General features: G+C 69.6%; 9 protein-coding genes. 4 read left to right on the top strand and 5 right to left on the bottom strand.

Going from position 1 to position 13,793, the window contains the following annotated elements; translation table 11 throughout:
• Nucleotides 1-95 precede the first annotated feature (95 nt).
• Entirely contained in the window at nt 96-1,829 is a 1,734-nt protein-coding gene (locus tag J2728_RS03990; RefSeq protein WP_309996654.1) for a relaxase/mobilization nuclease domain-containing protein, read from the top strand.
• An 18-nt stretch (nt 1,830-1,847) separates the two neighbouring features.
• Here the strand turns inward: J2728_RS03990 and J2728_RS03985 are convergent, their stop codons facing one another.
• Nucleotides 1,848-2,402 (bottom strand): hypothetical protein, encoded by a 555-nt coding sequence (locus tag J2728_RS03985; protein WP_309996651.1) that lies wholly within the window; start codon nt 2,400-2,402, stop codon nt 1,848-1,850.
• 319 nt (nt 2,403-2,721) lie between these two features.
• Between J2728_RS03985 and J2728_RS03980 the strand changes: the two genes are divergently transcribed.
• From J2728_RS03980 to J2728_RS03970, 3 genes are all read left to right on the top strand, one after another.
• Complete coding sequence (locus tag J2728_RS03980; protein ID WP_309996648.1) at nt 2,722-3,354, top strand: GntR family transcriptional regulator; 633 nt, start codon at nt 2,722-2,724, stop codon at nt 3,352-3,354.
• Nucleotides 3,355-3,819: 465 nt separating this feature from the next.
• The gene (locus tag J2728_RS03975) at nt 3,820-4,464 is read left to right on the top strand and encodes a lasso peptide biosynthesis B2 protein (protein WP_309996646.1); all 645 of its coding nucleotides are present in this window, start codon (nt 3,820-3,822) and stop codon (nt 4,462-4,464) included.
• Nucleotides 4,464-6,236: an asparagine synthase-related protein gene (locus J2728_RS03970; protein WP_309996642.1), complete on the top strand. Its 1,773-nt coding sequence runs from the start codon at nt 4,464-4,466 to the stop codon at nt 6,234-6,236. The genes J2728_RS03975 and J2728_RS03970 overlap by 1 nt, the downstream gene beginning before the upstream one ends.
• On the opposite strand, the gene J2728_RS03965 is transcribed toward J2728_RS03970, so the two are convergent.
• From J2728_RS03965 to J2728_RS03950, 4 genes are all read right to left on the bottom strand, one after another.
• Nucleotides 6,143-8,584, bottom strand: a complete 2,442-nt coding sequence (locus J2728_RS03965) for a S9 family peptidase (RefSeq protein ID WP_309996639.1) — start codon at nt 8,582-8,584, stop codon at nt 6,143-6,145. The two genes, J2728_RS03970 and J2728_RS03965, sit on opposite strands and share 94 nt — an antisense overlap.
• Nucleotides 8,585-8,597: 13 nt before the next feature.
• Nucleotides 8,598-11,621 carry a TonB-dependent receptor gene (locus tag J2728_RS03960; RefSeq protein WP_309996638.1) on the bottom strand — a complete coding sequence of 1,008 codons (3,024 nt, stop codon included), beginning with the start codon at nt 11,619-11,621 and terminating at the stop codon, nt 8,598-8,600.
• A gap of 124 nt (nt 11,622-11,745) precedes the next feature.
• Complete coding sequence (locus J2728_RS03955; RefSeq protein WP_309996635.1) at nt 11,746-12,741, bottom strand: FecR family protein; 996 nt, start codon at nt 12,739-12,741, stop codon at nt 11,746-11,748.
• On the bottom strand, nt 12,738-13,286 hold the full coding sequence (locus J2728_RS03950) for an RNA polymerase sigma factor (protein ID WP_309996633.1): 549 nt from the start codon (nt 13,284-13,286) through the stop codon (nt 12,738-12,740). The genes J2728_RS03955 and J2728_RS03950 overlap by 4 nt, the downstream gene beginning before the upstream one ends.
• Nucleotides 13,287-13,793 lie beyond the last annotated feature (507 nt).

Genomic DNA, 13,793 nt, shown 5'->3' with positions numbered 1-13,793 from the left:
GATTGGGTTTTTTGCGCCGTCGCCCGACGGGCGCGGCTGGCGTGCTCATCGCTTTGTCTCGCGATTTCAACGGCCTTTGCGCCGTCGGCCCCGCCATGAGCGAGTTCGACGACGAATTCCTGCTGCGCCCGGGGCGCATCGGCGCGGACCGCTCGGCCAAGCCCGCGCGGTTCATCGGCCAGGTCCGGCGAGCCGTGGAGGCGGCCGGTGATGCGGGCGGGGGGCGGCGCGCCGGCTCAAGGAGCCGGCCCGGCGGACGCCTGGCGCGCGGCGCCGGACGGGCGCGCGACACCGGGCAGGCCGGCCGCCGCGTGGTGGTCAAGGCCAGGATCGTGCGCCAGTCCGGCAGTCGCTACCGCGCCGCGCCGCTGTCGCGGCACATCGCCTACCTGCAGCGCGAGGGCGTCACCCGCGATGAGACGTCGGCCAAGATGTTCGACGCCCACGGCGATGCCGCCGATGTCGCCGCCTTCGCCGAGCGCTGCGAGGACGACCGCCATCATTTCCGGTTCATCGTCTCACCCGAGGACGCCGCTGAACTTGCCGACCTGCGGGCCTTCTGCCGCGACCTGATGGGCCGCGCCGAGCAGGACCTCGGCACGCGCCTGGACTGGGTCGCCATCGACCATTGGAATACCGACAACCCGCACCTGCACGTCTTGGTCCGCGGGCGGACCGACGAGGGCAGGGACCTGGTGATCGCTGGCGACTACATCGCCGGCGGCCTGCGCCAGCGCGCCCAGGACCTCGTCACCCTGGAGCTGGGTCCCAGAAGCCAGCGCGAGATCGAGGCGGACCTGGACGCCGACGTCGCCGCCGAGCGCTGGACGCGCCTGGACCGCGCCCTGGTGGCGGCCGCCGATCCCGCCGACCGGGTGGTCGATTTGCGGCCAGACGCCAACAGCGGCTTGGACGCCCTGCGCCTGGTCGGGCGCGCCGCGAACCTAGAGGCGCTCGGCTTGGCAAAGCCCGAGGGGCCAGGACGCTGGCGCCTGGCCGACGACCTGGAGCCGCGCCTGCGCGAGCTGTCGGTCCGCGGCGACATCATCAAGACCTATCACCAGGCCATGGCCCGAGGGGACCGCCATCCGACTCCAGAGCGCCTCGTCATCCACGACCAGGCGGCCGCGCCCGCGATCGTCGGCCGCCTGGTCGATCGCGGTCTCGCCGATGAGCTGTCCGGCTCGGCCTATGTGCTGGTCGATGGCCTGGACGGCCGCCAGCATCACCTGACCTTCCCGCACCTGGCCGACACCATCGACGCTCCGGTGGGCGCGATCGTGGAGCTGCGCGGCTATGTCGATCGCGAGGGCGCCACGCGCCGCGCCCTGGCCGTCCGCAGCGACCTTCCCCTGGAGGCGCAGGTGCAGGCGCACGGCGCCACCTGGCTCGATCGCCAGATCCTCAAGCGCGCGCCCGACAACGGCGCTTCGGGCTTCGCCAGCGAGGCGGCCGCGGCCATGTCCAAGCGGGCCGGCGTCCTGGTCGGCAGAGGCCTGGCGTCGGTGCGCGATGGTCGTCTCGTACTGGCCCCCGGCCTCCTGGCCACCCTCCAGGCCCAGGACCTGGAGGGCGCGGCCGCGCGCCTGGCCCGCGAAACCGGTCGGCCCGTCCGGCCGATCGCGTCGGGCGATGCGGTCGAAGGGGTCTACCAGCGACGACTCGACCTGGCCTCGGGGCGGTTCGCCGTGCTCGACGACGGGATGGGCTTCCAGCTGGCGCCCTGGCGGCCGGCCCTGGAGGCGCGCCGCGGGCAGACGGTCAGCGGCGTGCTGGAGCCGGACGGCATGACCTGGACGCTGGGACGCACGCGCGGCCCGGGCCTGTAGCCGGCCTCCGGCGGCGCCTTATCGATCGTCGCCAGCCGGGTCGTCGTCCTCCGCCTCGTCCTCGTCGCTGGCCGCATCGTCGCCTTCAGCCTGAAGCGGCGGCTCGGCGCCCAGGCCAAGGCGGCCGGCGTTCTGGGCCAGCCACGCCGCGTCCTGGGCCTGGCTGGCCAGGGCCTTCTCGGACAGGCCCTTGAACATTTCGCGATAGGCCGAGACCCAAGTCGTGGTCTCCAGCCGGGTCATCGCCTCGCCAGTGTCCTCGGCGAACTCCTGCAGGGTGATCATGAAGGCGATCATCGCCTTGTTCTGCGCCACCCAGGCGGCGAACTCCGGCTTGCCGATCTGCACGGCGGCCAGGATGCCGATCGGGTCGGCGTCGTTGGCCCGGGCGAAGGCCATGACGTGGTCGATATTGAGTTGGCCCCCGCCGGCTTCAAAATTCTGGTAGCCGCGCAGGGACAGGCCAAGCGCCGCGGCGAGGGCGCGAGGCTTGATTTTACGTATGGCGCGGACCGCCCTTAGGGCGCGCGACAGGAGCGAGCGTTTGTCGTTCTCGGAGTCCTTACCGCTCATCCAAATCACGCATAAGTAATCTACCCTAGGTGTAACAAGGCTTGGCGGTGTAGCGAAAGCCGTAACCGTCACGGTTGCCTTATGGCGTCCTTGCGACCAGGGCGTGCCATAGGGACAGTTCTCGCCGACGTCATCCAGTAAATGCTGGTAAAATGGAAGGGCGCATAATAATTGCGCAAAGGTGCAGATACTTTGCGCTGACCTGCATAGAGTTGGCGTTTTCGTAGTTGTTGCGCAAGTAAGGCGTCAAGACTACTTTGGGTGGTCGTGGAGAGTCGTGTCGAAATCTGGCGTGCGATCTCCTTTTCTGGAGAATCGCGTGAGAGTAGGCGCGCCCGGCAAGCCCAAGGACCCGTTCAGCGCCGCTCTGGAGGCCCTGCGCGACCAACTGAGAAACGGCCGTCTCGTTTCGGGCGAGCCCCTGACCATCACCGATCTGGCCCATGACCTTGGTCTTAGCGCAACGCCGGTGCGGGAAGCCTTGTCGCGCCTGGCCGGCGAGCGCCTGATCGAGGATCGCCGAGGCCGTGGGTATTTCGCGCCGCGCCTCGATGTCTCCGATGTGGTCGAGTTGTATGGCCTGCGGCGCCTATACCTGGCCGAGGCGCTCGCAGAAAGCGGCGAGGCCGTCCCGCTGTCACCGCCCGAAGCTCCGGACCCGGCCCTTTCATCCTGTGCTCAGCTCGGACAGTTCCTCGACTGGATCGTGGCTCGAGCCGGCAACCGGGCGCTCTTCGACGCCTATCGCCAGGTCGGCGAGCGGCTGGCGTCCTGCGTCCGTGTCGAGCCTGAGGTTTTTCCGTTGTCGGAGGAAGTCGCCGGCTTGCGCGAGGCGCTCCTAGAGCGGGACCGCTTGGCGGTGGCCCTGGAGCGGATGCACGACGAGCGTCGCCGGCACGCGCCGGACGTCGTGCGCGCCATGCGCGCGGGGGCGAATATAGCGTCCTTATAGCTGCAATATACTGCCAATGCAGATTGGGCGGTGCGCTTGATGGAGAGGCCGCAATCACGCGGCTTTTCTCCCGAAGGAGCGTGTCATGACCAAGACCCGCAAACTCCGCCTCGTTCGCCTCGGCGACGCCAAGGCCCTCACGCGGGGCGAATGGGGTCCCGGCGACGAACTGGTGACCATGCGCCGGCCTCAGCCCTGACCCAAGGGCTTCCGGCGCCTCGCCGGTGGTCCAGGGCGGCCGTGAGGCCGCCCGTTCCTCCAGGACCTCACGTCAAGGAGACGACGATGACCAAGAAGCAAGCCAAGACCCGCCTGGTCCGCCTGGGCGACGCCAAGCGCCTGACCAAGGGCGAGTTCGGCCAGGGCGACGAGCTGATCACGCACAAGCTGCGGGTCGCCTGACACGAGCTCGCGGCGCCGGCGTGTCCGACGCGCCGGCGCCGCACCCTTTACCCGGAGAGCGCTATGGCCCGACACCTTTCGCCCACGACCCACCTGGTCGCGATCGGCGACGACGTGGTGGTGCTGGACACGCGCACAAACACCTACTTCTGCCTGGCCGCCGCGGCCCGGGACCTGCGGATCGGGCCCGATGGCGTTGAGTTCGGGGATGCCGACTTGGCCGAGGAGTTCGAGCAGGCCGGCCTGCTGGTCGAGGCTTCGCAGCGACCGCGCGTTGCGCAGACGCCCAGGCCCGCACGAGATCTCGGCCTGAAGGTCGCCGCACGGGTTCGGCTGGGCGATGTCCTCCTGATCCTGGCGGCCTGGACCACGATGCTCCTCGACTACCACCTGGTGCGTTTCGACCGCGTCGTCGCCGCCGCCCACCGAGGGCGTCGCGCTGGCCGCGCCGAGAGGCTCGCCGAAGACGCTAGAACCCTGATCGCCGCCTTCGAGCGCGTGTTGCCGTGGCTGCCGTTCCAGGGCGTCTGCCTCTACCGCTCCTTTCTCTTGCTCCGCGTCCTTCGATGGCGCGGCCATGATGCGCGCTGGGTGTTCGGCGTGCGCACCTGGCCTTTTCACGCCCATTGCTGGCTGCAGATCGGCGATACGGCGTTGGACGACACCGCCGATCGCCTGCAAGGCCTCACCCCGATCATGGTGGTTTGATGGACGGCTTCCTGCTTGATGCTCGCTTCGGCTTCCTGGGCGCGCGACCCGCCGACGACGACCTGTCTCTGGAGGTGCAGGGATGGCGCCAGGCGCGCTCGGCCGGGACGACGACGCTGTGGATCCGCGGCGACCTTCAGGTGCGCGACCTAGCCGGCGGCTGGGTGGTGGGCGAGCTCTTCGAGCGCGGAACGGGGCGGCCCGCCGCGATCGCGCCGGATGCGCTCCAGTCACCCGATCTTGGCATCCAAGGCCAGTGCGAGCGGCTAGCCCGGGGTTTCTGGGGCCGCTACGTCGCCGTCTTCCCCGCCGACCGCGCCGTCTTCCGCGATCCGTCCGGTCACCTCGACGCCCTGGTCTGGCACTCGCCCACGGCCTGGATCGTGGGGTCGGACCTCCCGGACGATCTTCCGGCTAGCGCGCTGCCGAGAACCCTGGAGATCGACTGGGCGACGATCGCCGACATGCTCGGCGACGAGAACGCCATGGGCGGGCGCCTGGCCTTGCGCGGCCTGGAAGCTCTTCGGCCTGGCGCGCTACGGACCTTCACCAATACGCCGATCGATCGCGTCGTCTGGGACCCTTCCGCCTTCGCGGTCGACCCGCATCCGTCCTACGAAGCCTCCCGCCGCGCCGTGCTCGCGGCCGTCGACGAGAGTCTGATGGCGGAATCCGCGTCCGGCGAGGTCCTGCTGGCGGAGATCTCGGGCGGCCTGGATTCGGCGATCGTCGCCAGCACGCTGGTCAAGCTCGGCGCTGGCGAACGCACCCGGTTCGTCCACTACCACATCGACGATCCAGGGGGCGACGAGCGGCGGTTTGCCCATGCGGTGGCCGAGCGCATCGGCGTGCCGCTGATGAAAATCGTAAAACCGGAACTGCGGATTGACGAGGCGGCGCTGCGAGACATGCCGGTCGGCGCACGGGCGTCGAACAACGCCCTGGATCGCCACTACGACCAGAGCCAGGTCGACCTGGTCCGAGCCCTGGGGGCTCGCCGCATCCTGACCGGGCAGGGCGGCGACATGGTCTTCTACGAGTCGCCCTCGGAAAAGATCGGGACAGAGGTTTGGGGACGCTGGGCCCGGCGGCCCGGCGCCGATCCGGCCTGGCGCCAGATGGAGGACGCCGCACGCTGGAACCGCGGTTCGACTTGGTCCCTGATCGGCGAGGCGGTTCGAGAAACCTTCCGACGTCCCCGCCGGGACTTAGGCCAGCATCCTTGGCTCGACCGGCCGGTGGCGCCCGCCAAGCGGCGCCAGATCTCCAACCTCATCCACCTGCAGCCCCTGTTCAACGGCGCCAGCCGTCGCGGGCGAGAGGCCCAACTGGTCCATCCTCTGCTGAACCAGCCGGTGCTCGAGGCGACCTTGGCCGCCCCGGTCATTGATCTGGCGCGCGGCGGGCGAGGCCGTAGTTTGGCCCGCGACGCCTTCGAGGACCGCATTCCGGAACTCGTCCGCGCGCGGCGCTCGAAGGGCGACTTGACCGCCTATTACGGCCGCATGGTGCTGCGCAGCCTGCCGACCCTGAGACCCTTTCTGCTGGAGGGGCGGCTCGCCGCCCAAGGCGTCCTGGACGTCAAGGGGCTGGAGGAAGGCCTCGATCCCGATCGAATGATCCATGCGGGCAACTATCCGCGTCTCTACGAGATCATCGCGATCGAGGCCTTCGTTCGCTACTGGGAAGGCCGGGCGGCTTCGGCCTTGGCCTCCGGAGCGCGTGGTGGCGAGCCCAGGCGATCGGCCAGCCAGGGCAAGACCTCGCCATAGATCGCCCGGACGTTGGCCGGGCTCATCGGCAGGTGTCGCTCGCCAAAGAGCGTCAGTAACGTGGCGTCCTTGTCCTGGCGGTAGAGGGCCATGAACATGCCCTGCCCCTGGTTCAGGCCGACAAAGTCCTGGTCGCCATAGATCAACATCAGGGGCGTCATGACCTTGTCGGCCTGGAGCAGCGGGCTGTTGCGCACATAGCGCTCGGTCTGGGCCCACGGCGGCCCCAGGAGCGCGCCCTGTCCGGTCTCGTTGAACGCCAGCCCCATGGGATTGGGGGCGCCGTCCTCCGGCGCCGTGACGAAGTGCGGATCGACCGTCCCCCAGTTGGAGATGAACTCGGACGGCGCGGCCTGGGCGATGATCGCCTTGAAGCGCTGGGTCTGGGTGGCGGTGACCAGGGCCGCATATCCCCCGAAGCTGTGGCCCCACAGCGCCAGACGGTCGGGATCCGCCAGCCCCTCCGCAACGACAGCGTCCACCACCGACAAGATTTCGGCGGCGAGGTTCTCGCCCGGCTCGCCGCGATCGCGATCGCGCGGCAGGGCCGGGAGCAGCACGGCGTAGCCCTGCGCCGCGAGCAGCGCAGGGTTCGGCGTCAGGGCGTCGGTCGACAGGTAGAACCGCGCCGGCGAGGTTTGCGGCGCCGAGCCCGGATAGGGCACGACGATCAAGGCTGGCTTGTCCCCCGGCCGCCAGCGCGGCGGCAGGTAGAGCCAGCTCTTGAGCATCTGGCCGTTCGCAGCGCGCGAGGCGACGGTCCGCACCGAGCCGAGGTCCAGCCTGGCCAGGTCGCCGTCCAGGGTGACTAGGTCGCGCCGCCTCCCCATGCCGTCCAGCAGAGCAATGGAACGGGCCCCGCTCTCGGGCATGTCGACGCACACCGTCATCTCGCCAACCGTCGCGATGGGGGTCGCTTCGGATGGCAGGGCACTGGAATGACCGAAGAGGTTCGCCAGACCCGTCGGCGTGCGCAGGATGGGCTGGTCGGTCCGCCACGGCGCCGATCGCGGCCGCAGCCCCACGCCGAAGGCCGACGGCCTCGCCCAACCAGAGCCGCCGGCCGAAAGTCGCGTCGCCGCGCCGTCAGCGCCGATGCGCCAGGCCTGGCCGTCGACCAGCGCCAGCAGGGTCTTGCCGCCCCCGAGGACGACGCTGCCCGGCGCGGAGGGCAGGGCCTTGGTCAGGTTGACGGCGTCCTTGCCCTCAATGTCGTACCAGTCGCTGCGCGTCGCGCCCGCGGCCTTGGCCAGCGCGATCGGATGGCCGCCGAGCCAGTCGGCCCGCACCCGCGCCGCGCCCTCGCCGCCATAGTCGAACGAAAACTCAAGGTCCGCGCCGACCGTCTGTACCCCGCCGCCCGCGGCGTCGATCACGGCCAGATGACCGGCGGCTTCCAATTGGTCGGCCGGGTGCTGGAAGACCAGCAGTCGATCCGCGCCCGGCGCCCAGACCATCGGCTCGATCAGGGTGGTGCAGCGCGGGCAGGGACGCGTTACCGCGCCGGTCCGCAGATCGACGATGGACAGGGCGCGGCGGCGAAACGGCGCCATCATCCGCACCGCCGGCGTGGCGGCCAGGCCGACGCGTTCGGCTTCTTCGAGCAGGGCGACATAGCGGCCGCTGGGCGACAGCTCCATGTCGAAGAACCCGCCCCTCGCCAGCTCGGTCTGGGCCCCGGTCGCCAGATCGACCCGCATCAGCCGCCGGTCGTCCATTGGTTCGGGACGACGCGCCCTTCCGCTGCCGATGGCCTGCACGCTGGAGACCTTGCCGGCGGCCTGCCGGGCCCACAGGACGCCCAGGCGCTTCTGGTTTTGCCATCCCAGCTTCAGCTTGAGCGTCGGGTCGGCCGGATCGCGCGCCAGGGTCACGAAGGCGGTGTTCGACAGCCACTGCAGGCTGCGCCCGTAGTTGGCTTGCTCAAGGCCAAAGCCCATCCAGCGGATGTCGCCGCTCCGCAAATCGACAACGCCGGCCTCGTAGCGGTACGCCTTCCAGCGCGAGATGATCATGCGATGGCCGTCCGGCGAGAACGGCCCGGCGGTGTAGCCCGCGCCCGTCTCGGCGGCCAGCAGCGGTCTGGCCGGCGTAGGCGTCGAAAGGTCCGCGACCATCAGACGGCCGAGCCTTGGTGCTGGATTATCGGTGTCGAAAGCCGCCGCCGTATCGAACGGAGCGCGGGTCTCCACGACTAGGTGGCGCCCGTCGGGCGAGAGGGCCGCCGCGCCGAATTCTTCGATCTTCAGCAGGCGGTCCAGGGTCAAGGTCTCGGCTGCGCCCGCGGGCGCGGCCATGACCAGCCAGGCCGCCGTGAGGCGACCCAGCAACATCGGTTTGAACGTCATGGTGAGCCCCGGCCTACCAGCGCTTGGTCAGCTGGAACGAGACGAAGCGGCCGAGCGGGTCGGCATTGGCCGTGTCGTAGCCCACGCCCTGCGGATCGTCATAGAAGGGCGGGTCGGTGTCGAACAGGTTCTGCACCGAAAGCGCGGCCGAAAGGCCTTTGGTCCAGCCAGCGCCTTGCGCCCTCCAGCTGAGTTGGGCGTCCAGGGTCGTCCAGCTGTCGATCGGCTGGCCCAGGGCGGTCTTGTAGTCGTCGACATGGTTGAGGCCGCCGGTCAGCGACCAGGCCTCACGAGTCCAGGACGCGCCGAGCTTGGCCCGCAGATCGACGGGTTGGCGCGCCTGGTTGAGCAGCGACAGCCAGGCCGAGCCCGGCGTGACCTTGCGCTCGTAGTCGAGCAGGACGCTGACGTTGCCGGTAAGATCGAGCACCCCGCCGCCGAGCGGCAGGCCGTATCGCGCGGTGAGGTCGACGCCCTGGACGTGGAGGCCGCCGGTGTTGACGTTGCGTCCATCGACGATCGCCGCATAGGCGGTCGTCGGATAGAGGCCCGCGCTCGTCGTGCCGGCCAGCAGGGCGGCGAGCCTGGCCTGGTCGGCGGCGTTGGCCGGGTCGAGCGTCTGGACGAACGGAGCGTAGGCGCGATTGCCGAGCACATTGTCGATGTTCTCGAAGACAGGGGTGCCGATCTGGCCCTCGAACGCGGTGTCGAACCAGGTCGCCGACAGCTTCAGGCCCGGGACGGCGCGGCTGGAGTAGTCGATGCCGACGGTCCAGGAGGTCGCGCTCTCGGGCTGCAGGTCCGTGTTTCCGCCGTAGCGCAGGAAGACCAGTTTGCTGGTGGCGCCCTGGGCTAGGAAGCTGGGGCCGCCATCCTGGGTCTGGAACACCTCCGGTAGGGAGGGCGCGCGGAAGGAGGTGCCGTAGCTGGCCCTGACGTTCACTGACTCCACCGGCGTCCAGACCACACCGACCTTGGGATTGGTGGTCGTTCCGACGTCGTCATAGTGCTCGATGCGACCGGCCAGCGACAACTCCAGGCGCTGCAGGCCAGGCCGGGCGTTGCCTTCGCCAACCAGCGGTATCCGCAGCTCGGCGAATCCGGCCAGGATCTTGCGATCGAAGGGTCCGGTCAGGGTCGTGGTCGGGGTCGCCCTCGAGGTCATCGAGATCGTGCGGGTGTCGAAATGCTCCTCGCGGTACTGGCCGCCCACCGCCAGTTTGACGGCCCCGCCCGGGAGGGACAGCAGAGTCCCGTCGGCTTGGCCGTTCAGCGTCTTCACCGTGCTGACGTAGCGGGTCAGCGTGTAGCCGCCGCCGATGAAGTCTAGCACCGCCTTCGGGTTCGTTCCGTCGTCGCCATAGGGATTGAAGTAGCCGTCGCGCGGGGCGCTGTAGCTCGTGGCGGGATCGTCGGGGATCGTTCCCAGGGCCTCGCTGAGGAACCGGCTGTTCAACCGCCCACGACCGTCGCGCCGCGTAACGTCCTGGGCGTAGGCGCCATAGATATTGGCCCGCCAGGATCGGCCAAGGTCGATCTCGGCCCCAAGCGAGGCAGCGACGCTGGTGGCGTTGCCGCTCGCGCGCAACGGTCCCAGCTCGTCGGTGAACGCGTAGCCGATCACGTTGGACGAGCTGCCGTCAGGCGAGACGAAGTAGGGGTTGGCGTTGGTGACGGCGAAGATCGTCACCGTGCCGGGCAGGGCCAATTCGTACTTGCGCTTGCTCAAGCGCAGGTCCCCGCTCAGCTCTACGCGGGACGTCAGTCGTTGGCCGAGCGCGACATAGACTGCGTCACGGTTCTGCTCGGGCATGATGTCCGACTGGCTGCGCTGGTTCTCGTAGTTGACCGTGCCAGCCTTAAAGCTAGCCGGTGTGAGCCCGACGCCCAGTTGTCCAGCCGGAACCGCCCAGGTCGGCACGTAGGCGTTGCCGACCAGCGCCAGGATGTTGCCGGGGTGGCTGTAGAACAGGCGATGGTCGGTTCCGCCCAGCGGGCGAAGGTCGGGGCTGGCCGTGTAGGGCCGGTCTTCCGCCGCCACATGGTCGCGCTGCCAGTGCTCGTAGCTGACCAGGGCGTGGCCCGACGCCCAGGTCTTGCCGACCGTCTGGGCAAATTGGCGTTCGGAGGCACCGCCGCCGGTCGCGCCGCCGATCCGCAGTCGCGTCTCCGCTCCTTCGAAATCCTTGCGCAGGATAACATTGACCACGCCGCCGACCGCGTCCGAGCCGTAGAGCGCCGAGGCCCCGTCGAGCAGGATCTCGACACGGTCGACCGCGGCGGTAGGCAGGGTGGAGACGTCGGCGAAGGCGCCGTTCAGCCCGCTGCCCGCCATGCGCCGGCCATCGACTAGCACCAGCGTGGCCGAGGCGCCCAGGCCGCGAAGGTTGATCCCGGTCGAGACGCTCGGATTGGTGCCGGAGCCGTCGGTGTTGGCAAGGTTGGTGTCGGCCGAGGCCGCGCCGCCGAAGGCTTGGGGCAGGTCGGTGAGCATGTCGGCGACCGTCGACTTGCCCGTCCGGTCAAGGTCGTCTCGCGACACAGTCACGACGGGCGAGGCGCCCCGGGCCGGGCCGCGGATCAGCGAGCCGGTGACCACGAGCTCTGACAGTTGGCTGGGTCCATCGGCGGAGACGCCCTGCAGCGGATCATCCGGCTGGAGGCTGGCGGCCGGGACAGCGCCGACCTTGCGGGGCTTGAGCACGAATCCCTTCTCGCCACGGCGATGGACCTCGATCGTTCCGCCGGCCAGCAGGCGGTCCAGCGCCGCCTCCGGCGTAAAGCGCCCGCGCAGGCCCTCCGATTGGCGGCCCGCGACCAGCGACGGCGAGTACGCAACCGTGCGGCCGCTCTGGGTGGCGAACGCGATCAGCGCGCCGTCGAGCGTGCCGGCGCGAATGTCGAACGCGACGGTCTGCACCGCCTCCTTAGAGGCCTCCTTAGGCGCGGCCAGGGCCGGCGCGCCCAGGGCCGGTGACACGAAGACGGACGTGGCCAAGCCGATCAGCAACCGGCGGCGAAGGGATGATTGCAGCACGAAAGGGACCCCCCTGGACGCTGCGCCGGCGTCCGTCGTGGGACGGATCTTCTGTGCACGGCGCATGGCGTCGGGGGATTGACGCGTCACCCGAACCGTTTCCCTGGCGGACCGATGAAAAAACTTACGGGGTGACGTCGCCGTCTCCCGCGCGGGTCAGTCGAACGCTGCCATCCTTGTCGGAACGCTGGACGGTCAGGTCATGGACGTCGGCGACCGACCCGACAAAAGTGTCGGCGTCGCCCACGGCGAAGACCCCGGTGATCAACTCGTCGCCGACCGGGCCGTCGGCGACCTCGATCTTCTTGCGCTCATAGCGATTGAACTCGGCCACGGCGGCCCGCAGCGGCACGGCGCGGAAGATCAGCCGGCCCGAGGCCCAGCTGGTGGCCGTGTCGACATCGGCGGGTCTGGGCGATGGAGCAGCCGCGTGCGTGGCGACTCTCTGGCCCGGCGCCAGGCGCCAGACCTGGGCCGCGCCGCCGGCTGTCTGGTCACGAACCTCGACGGCCCCGCGCACCAGGGTGACGGTGGCGCCGCTGGCCTCGCGACGTACGTCGAACTTGGTCCCCAGCGCCGTGACGGACGTGGCGCCGGCCGTGACCACGAACGGGCGAGCGGCATCATGGGCGACGTCGAACAGGGCCTGGCCACGGCTGAGCCGGATGTCACGACGCGATCCGCCGAGGCGCACCACGACTTGGCTGTCGGTGTCCAACACGACCGTCGAGCCGTCGGCGAGCTGAACGGTCCGTTGTTCGCCTACCCCGGTCGCATAGGTCTTGGGGCCTAGGACGATGTAGCCGCCGGCCGCCGCCAGAAGAACGAGCGCGAACGCCAGGCCATAGCCGCCACGGCGCGTGCGCGGGGCGCGCGCCTTAGGCGACGTGCGGGCCAGGACGGCGGCCATCGTCGCTTGGATATCCGGATCGTCCTTGAGGGCCTCGCCCTTGCGCCAGAAGGCGTCGACCTCGTCATATGCCAGCTTGTTGCCTGGCGCGCGCAGCCAGGTGTTGAAGTCGTCCATGTCCCCGATAGGGACGTCGCGCTTGTTCAGGCGCGCGAACCAGTCGGCCGCCTCGGCCCTGGCCTGCTGCGATGGAACCGCCGACGGGCTCATGTGTCGCTTCTTCCGCTCAGTCCTGCCTGTGCTGCAAGAGCATGTTCGACCGCCCTCGCCAAGCGCCACTCTACGCCCTTAACTGTTAAACCGCAGCGTGTGGCGATCTCTTCATAGGTCAAGCCATGGAAACGCCTCAAGACGAAGACCTCCAGATAGGCCTCCGGGAGGGACAGGATCGCTTCCTTCGCCAGGAGAATATCAAGCGCGCTGGCCGCGATCTGAGGATCCTTGGCCTCGCCGTGGACCCGCTGGGCGTGCTGGGCACGGACCGCGCGGCGACGCAGCAAGTCTTTCGCCAGGTTGGCCGCCACTCGCGTCAGCAACGCCCGGGGTTCGGCGATCTGCGCCGGCCGCGCCTGGGCCAGTCGCAGATACGCCTCCTGCACTAGGTCCTCGGCGTCGGCCTCGATGCGCGGGCCGAACCAGCGCCGCAGGCTGGCCTTCAGCCATGGCGCGTCGCGCCTGTAGGTCCGGTCAAGGTCGTCGCGGTCGTCCCAGTCGCCCTCGGGCTGGGTCGCCGCGCGTGGAAGCTTGCGGTTCATCGCCTACTCCGTCGGTTGACGGGGCACTTTTGGAAACACGAGGGCGGGCAAGGGCGCGCGGCCGCGGAACTGCGGACACGGGGCGCGTCCCGGGGGCGCGGGCGCTGTCGCCGAGCCGCTGTGATCGGCTCGCCGCTATGGCTCTTAGGCATCGCACGGGGTTTCCACGCCCCACCCGCGCTCGAAGGCGCCGGCGCTGAAATCCTGAATCAATCGGGACTCGGGCGCAAGACGAGGATCGCTGTTAGGCGAAAAAGGGAAAGGGGCGGGCGTTGGAAACCTTGCGATGACGAAGGCCCGCCGACTTCAGCGCCGACCGCCGCCGATGACCCCCGGCTCTAGGTCGGCGCCTATAGGGCGGCGCCCGCTGGGGGAGAGTAGGGGGCTGAGGGAGGAAGCGGAAGGGGGGCGTCCCGCAGCGATGCGCGGTCGCGCTCTACGGCGCTGGGCGCCGCCGAGCCCGCGGAGGCGGTCTCGGCCCGTTCGGGTGACGATCGCTGACGCGGT

Source organism: Caulobacter segnis (genome assembly GCF_031454995.1).
GTDB classification, from domain to species: Bacteria; Pseudomonadota; Alphaproteobacteria; order Caulobacterales; family Caulobacteraceae; genus Caulobacter; species Caulobacter segnis_E.
This window is presented reverse-complemented; position numbering and strand designations above follow the sequence as displayed.

Coding starts and splice junctions, on each gene's coding strand:
- J2728_RS03990 (WP_309996654.1), top strand. CDS start 96: ATGAGCGAGTTCGACGACGAATTCCTGCTGCGCCCGGGGCGCATCGGC.
- J2728_RS03985 (WP_309996651.1), bottom strand. CDS start 2,402: ATGAGCGGTAAGGACTCCGAGAACGACAAACGCTCGCTCCTGTCGCGC.
- J2728_RS03975 (WP_309996646.1), top strand. CDS start 3,820: ATGGCCCGACACCTTTCGCCCACGACCCACCTGGTCGCGATCGGCGAC.
- J2728_RS03970 (WP_309996642.1), top strand. CDS start 4,464: ATGGACGGCTTCCTGCTTGATGCTCGCTTCGGCTTCCTGGGCGCGCGA.
- J2728_RS03965 (WP_309996639.1), bottom strand. CDS start 8,584: ATGACGTTCAAACCGATGTTGCTGGGTCGCCTCACGGCGGCCTGGCTG.
- J2728_RS03955 (WP_309996635.1), bottom strand. CDS start 12,741: ATGAGCCCGTCGGCGGTTCCATCGCAGCAGGCCAGGGCCGAGGCGGCC.
- J2728_RS03950 (WP_309996633.1), bottom strand. CDS start 13,286: ATGAACCGCAAGCTTCCACGCGCGGCGACCCAGCCCGAGGGCGACTGG.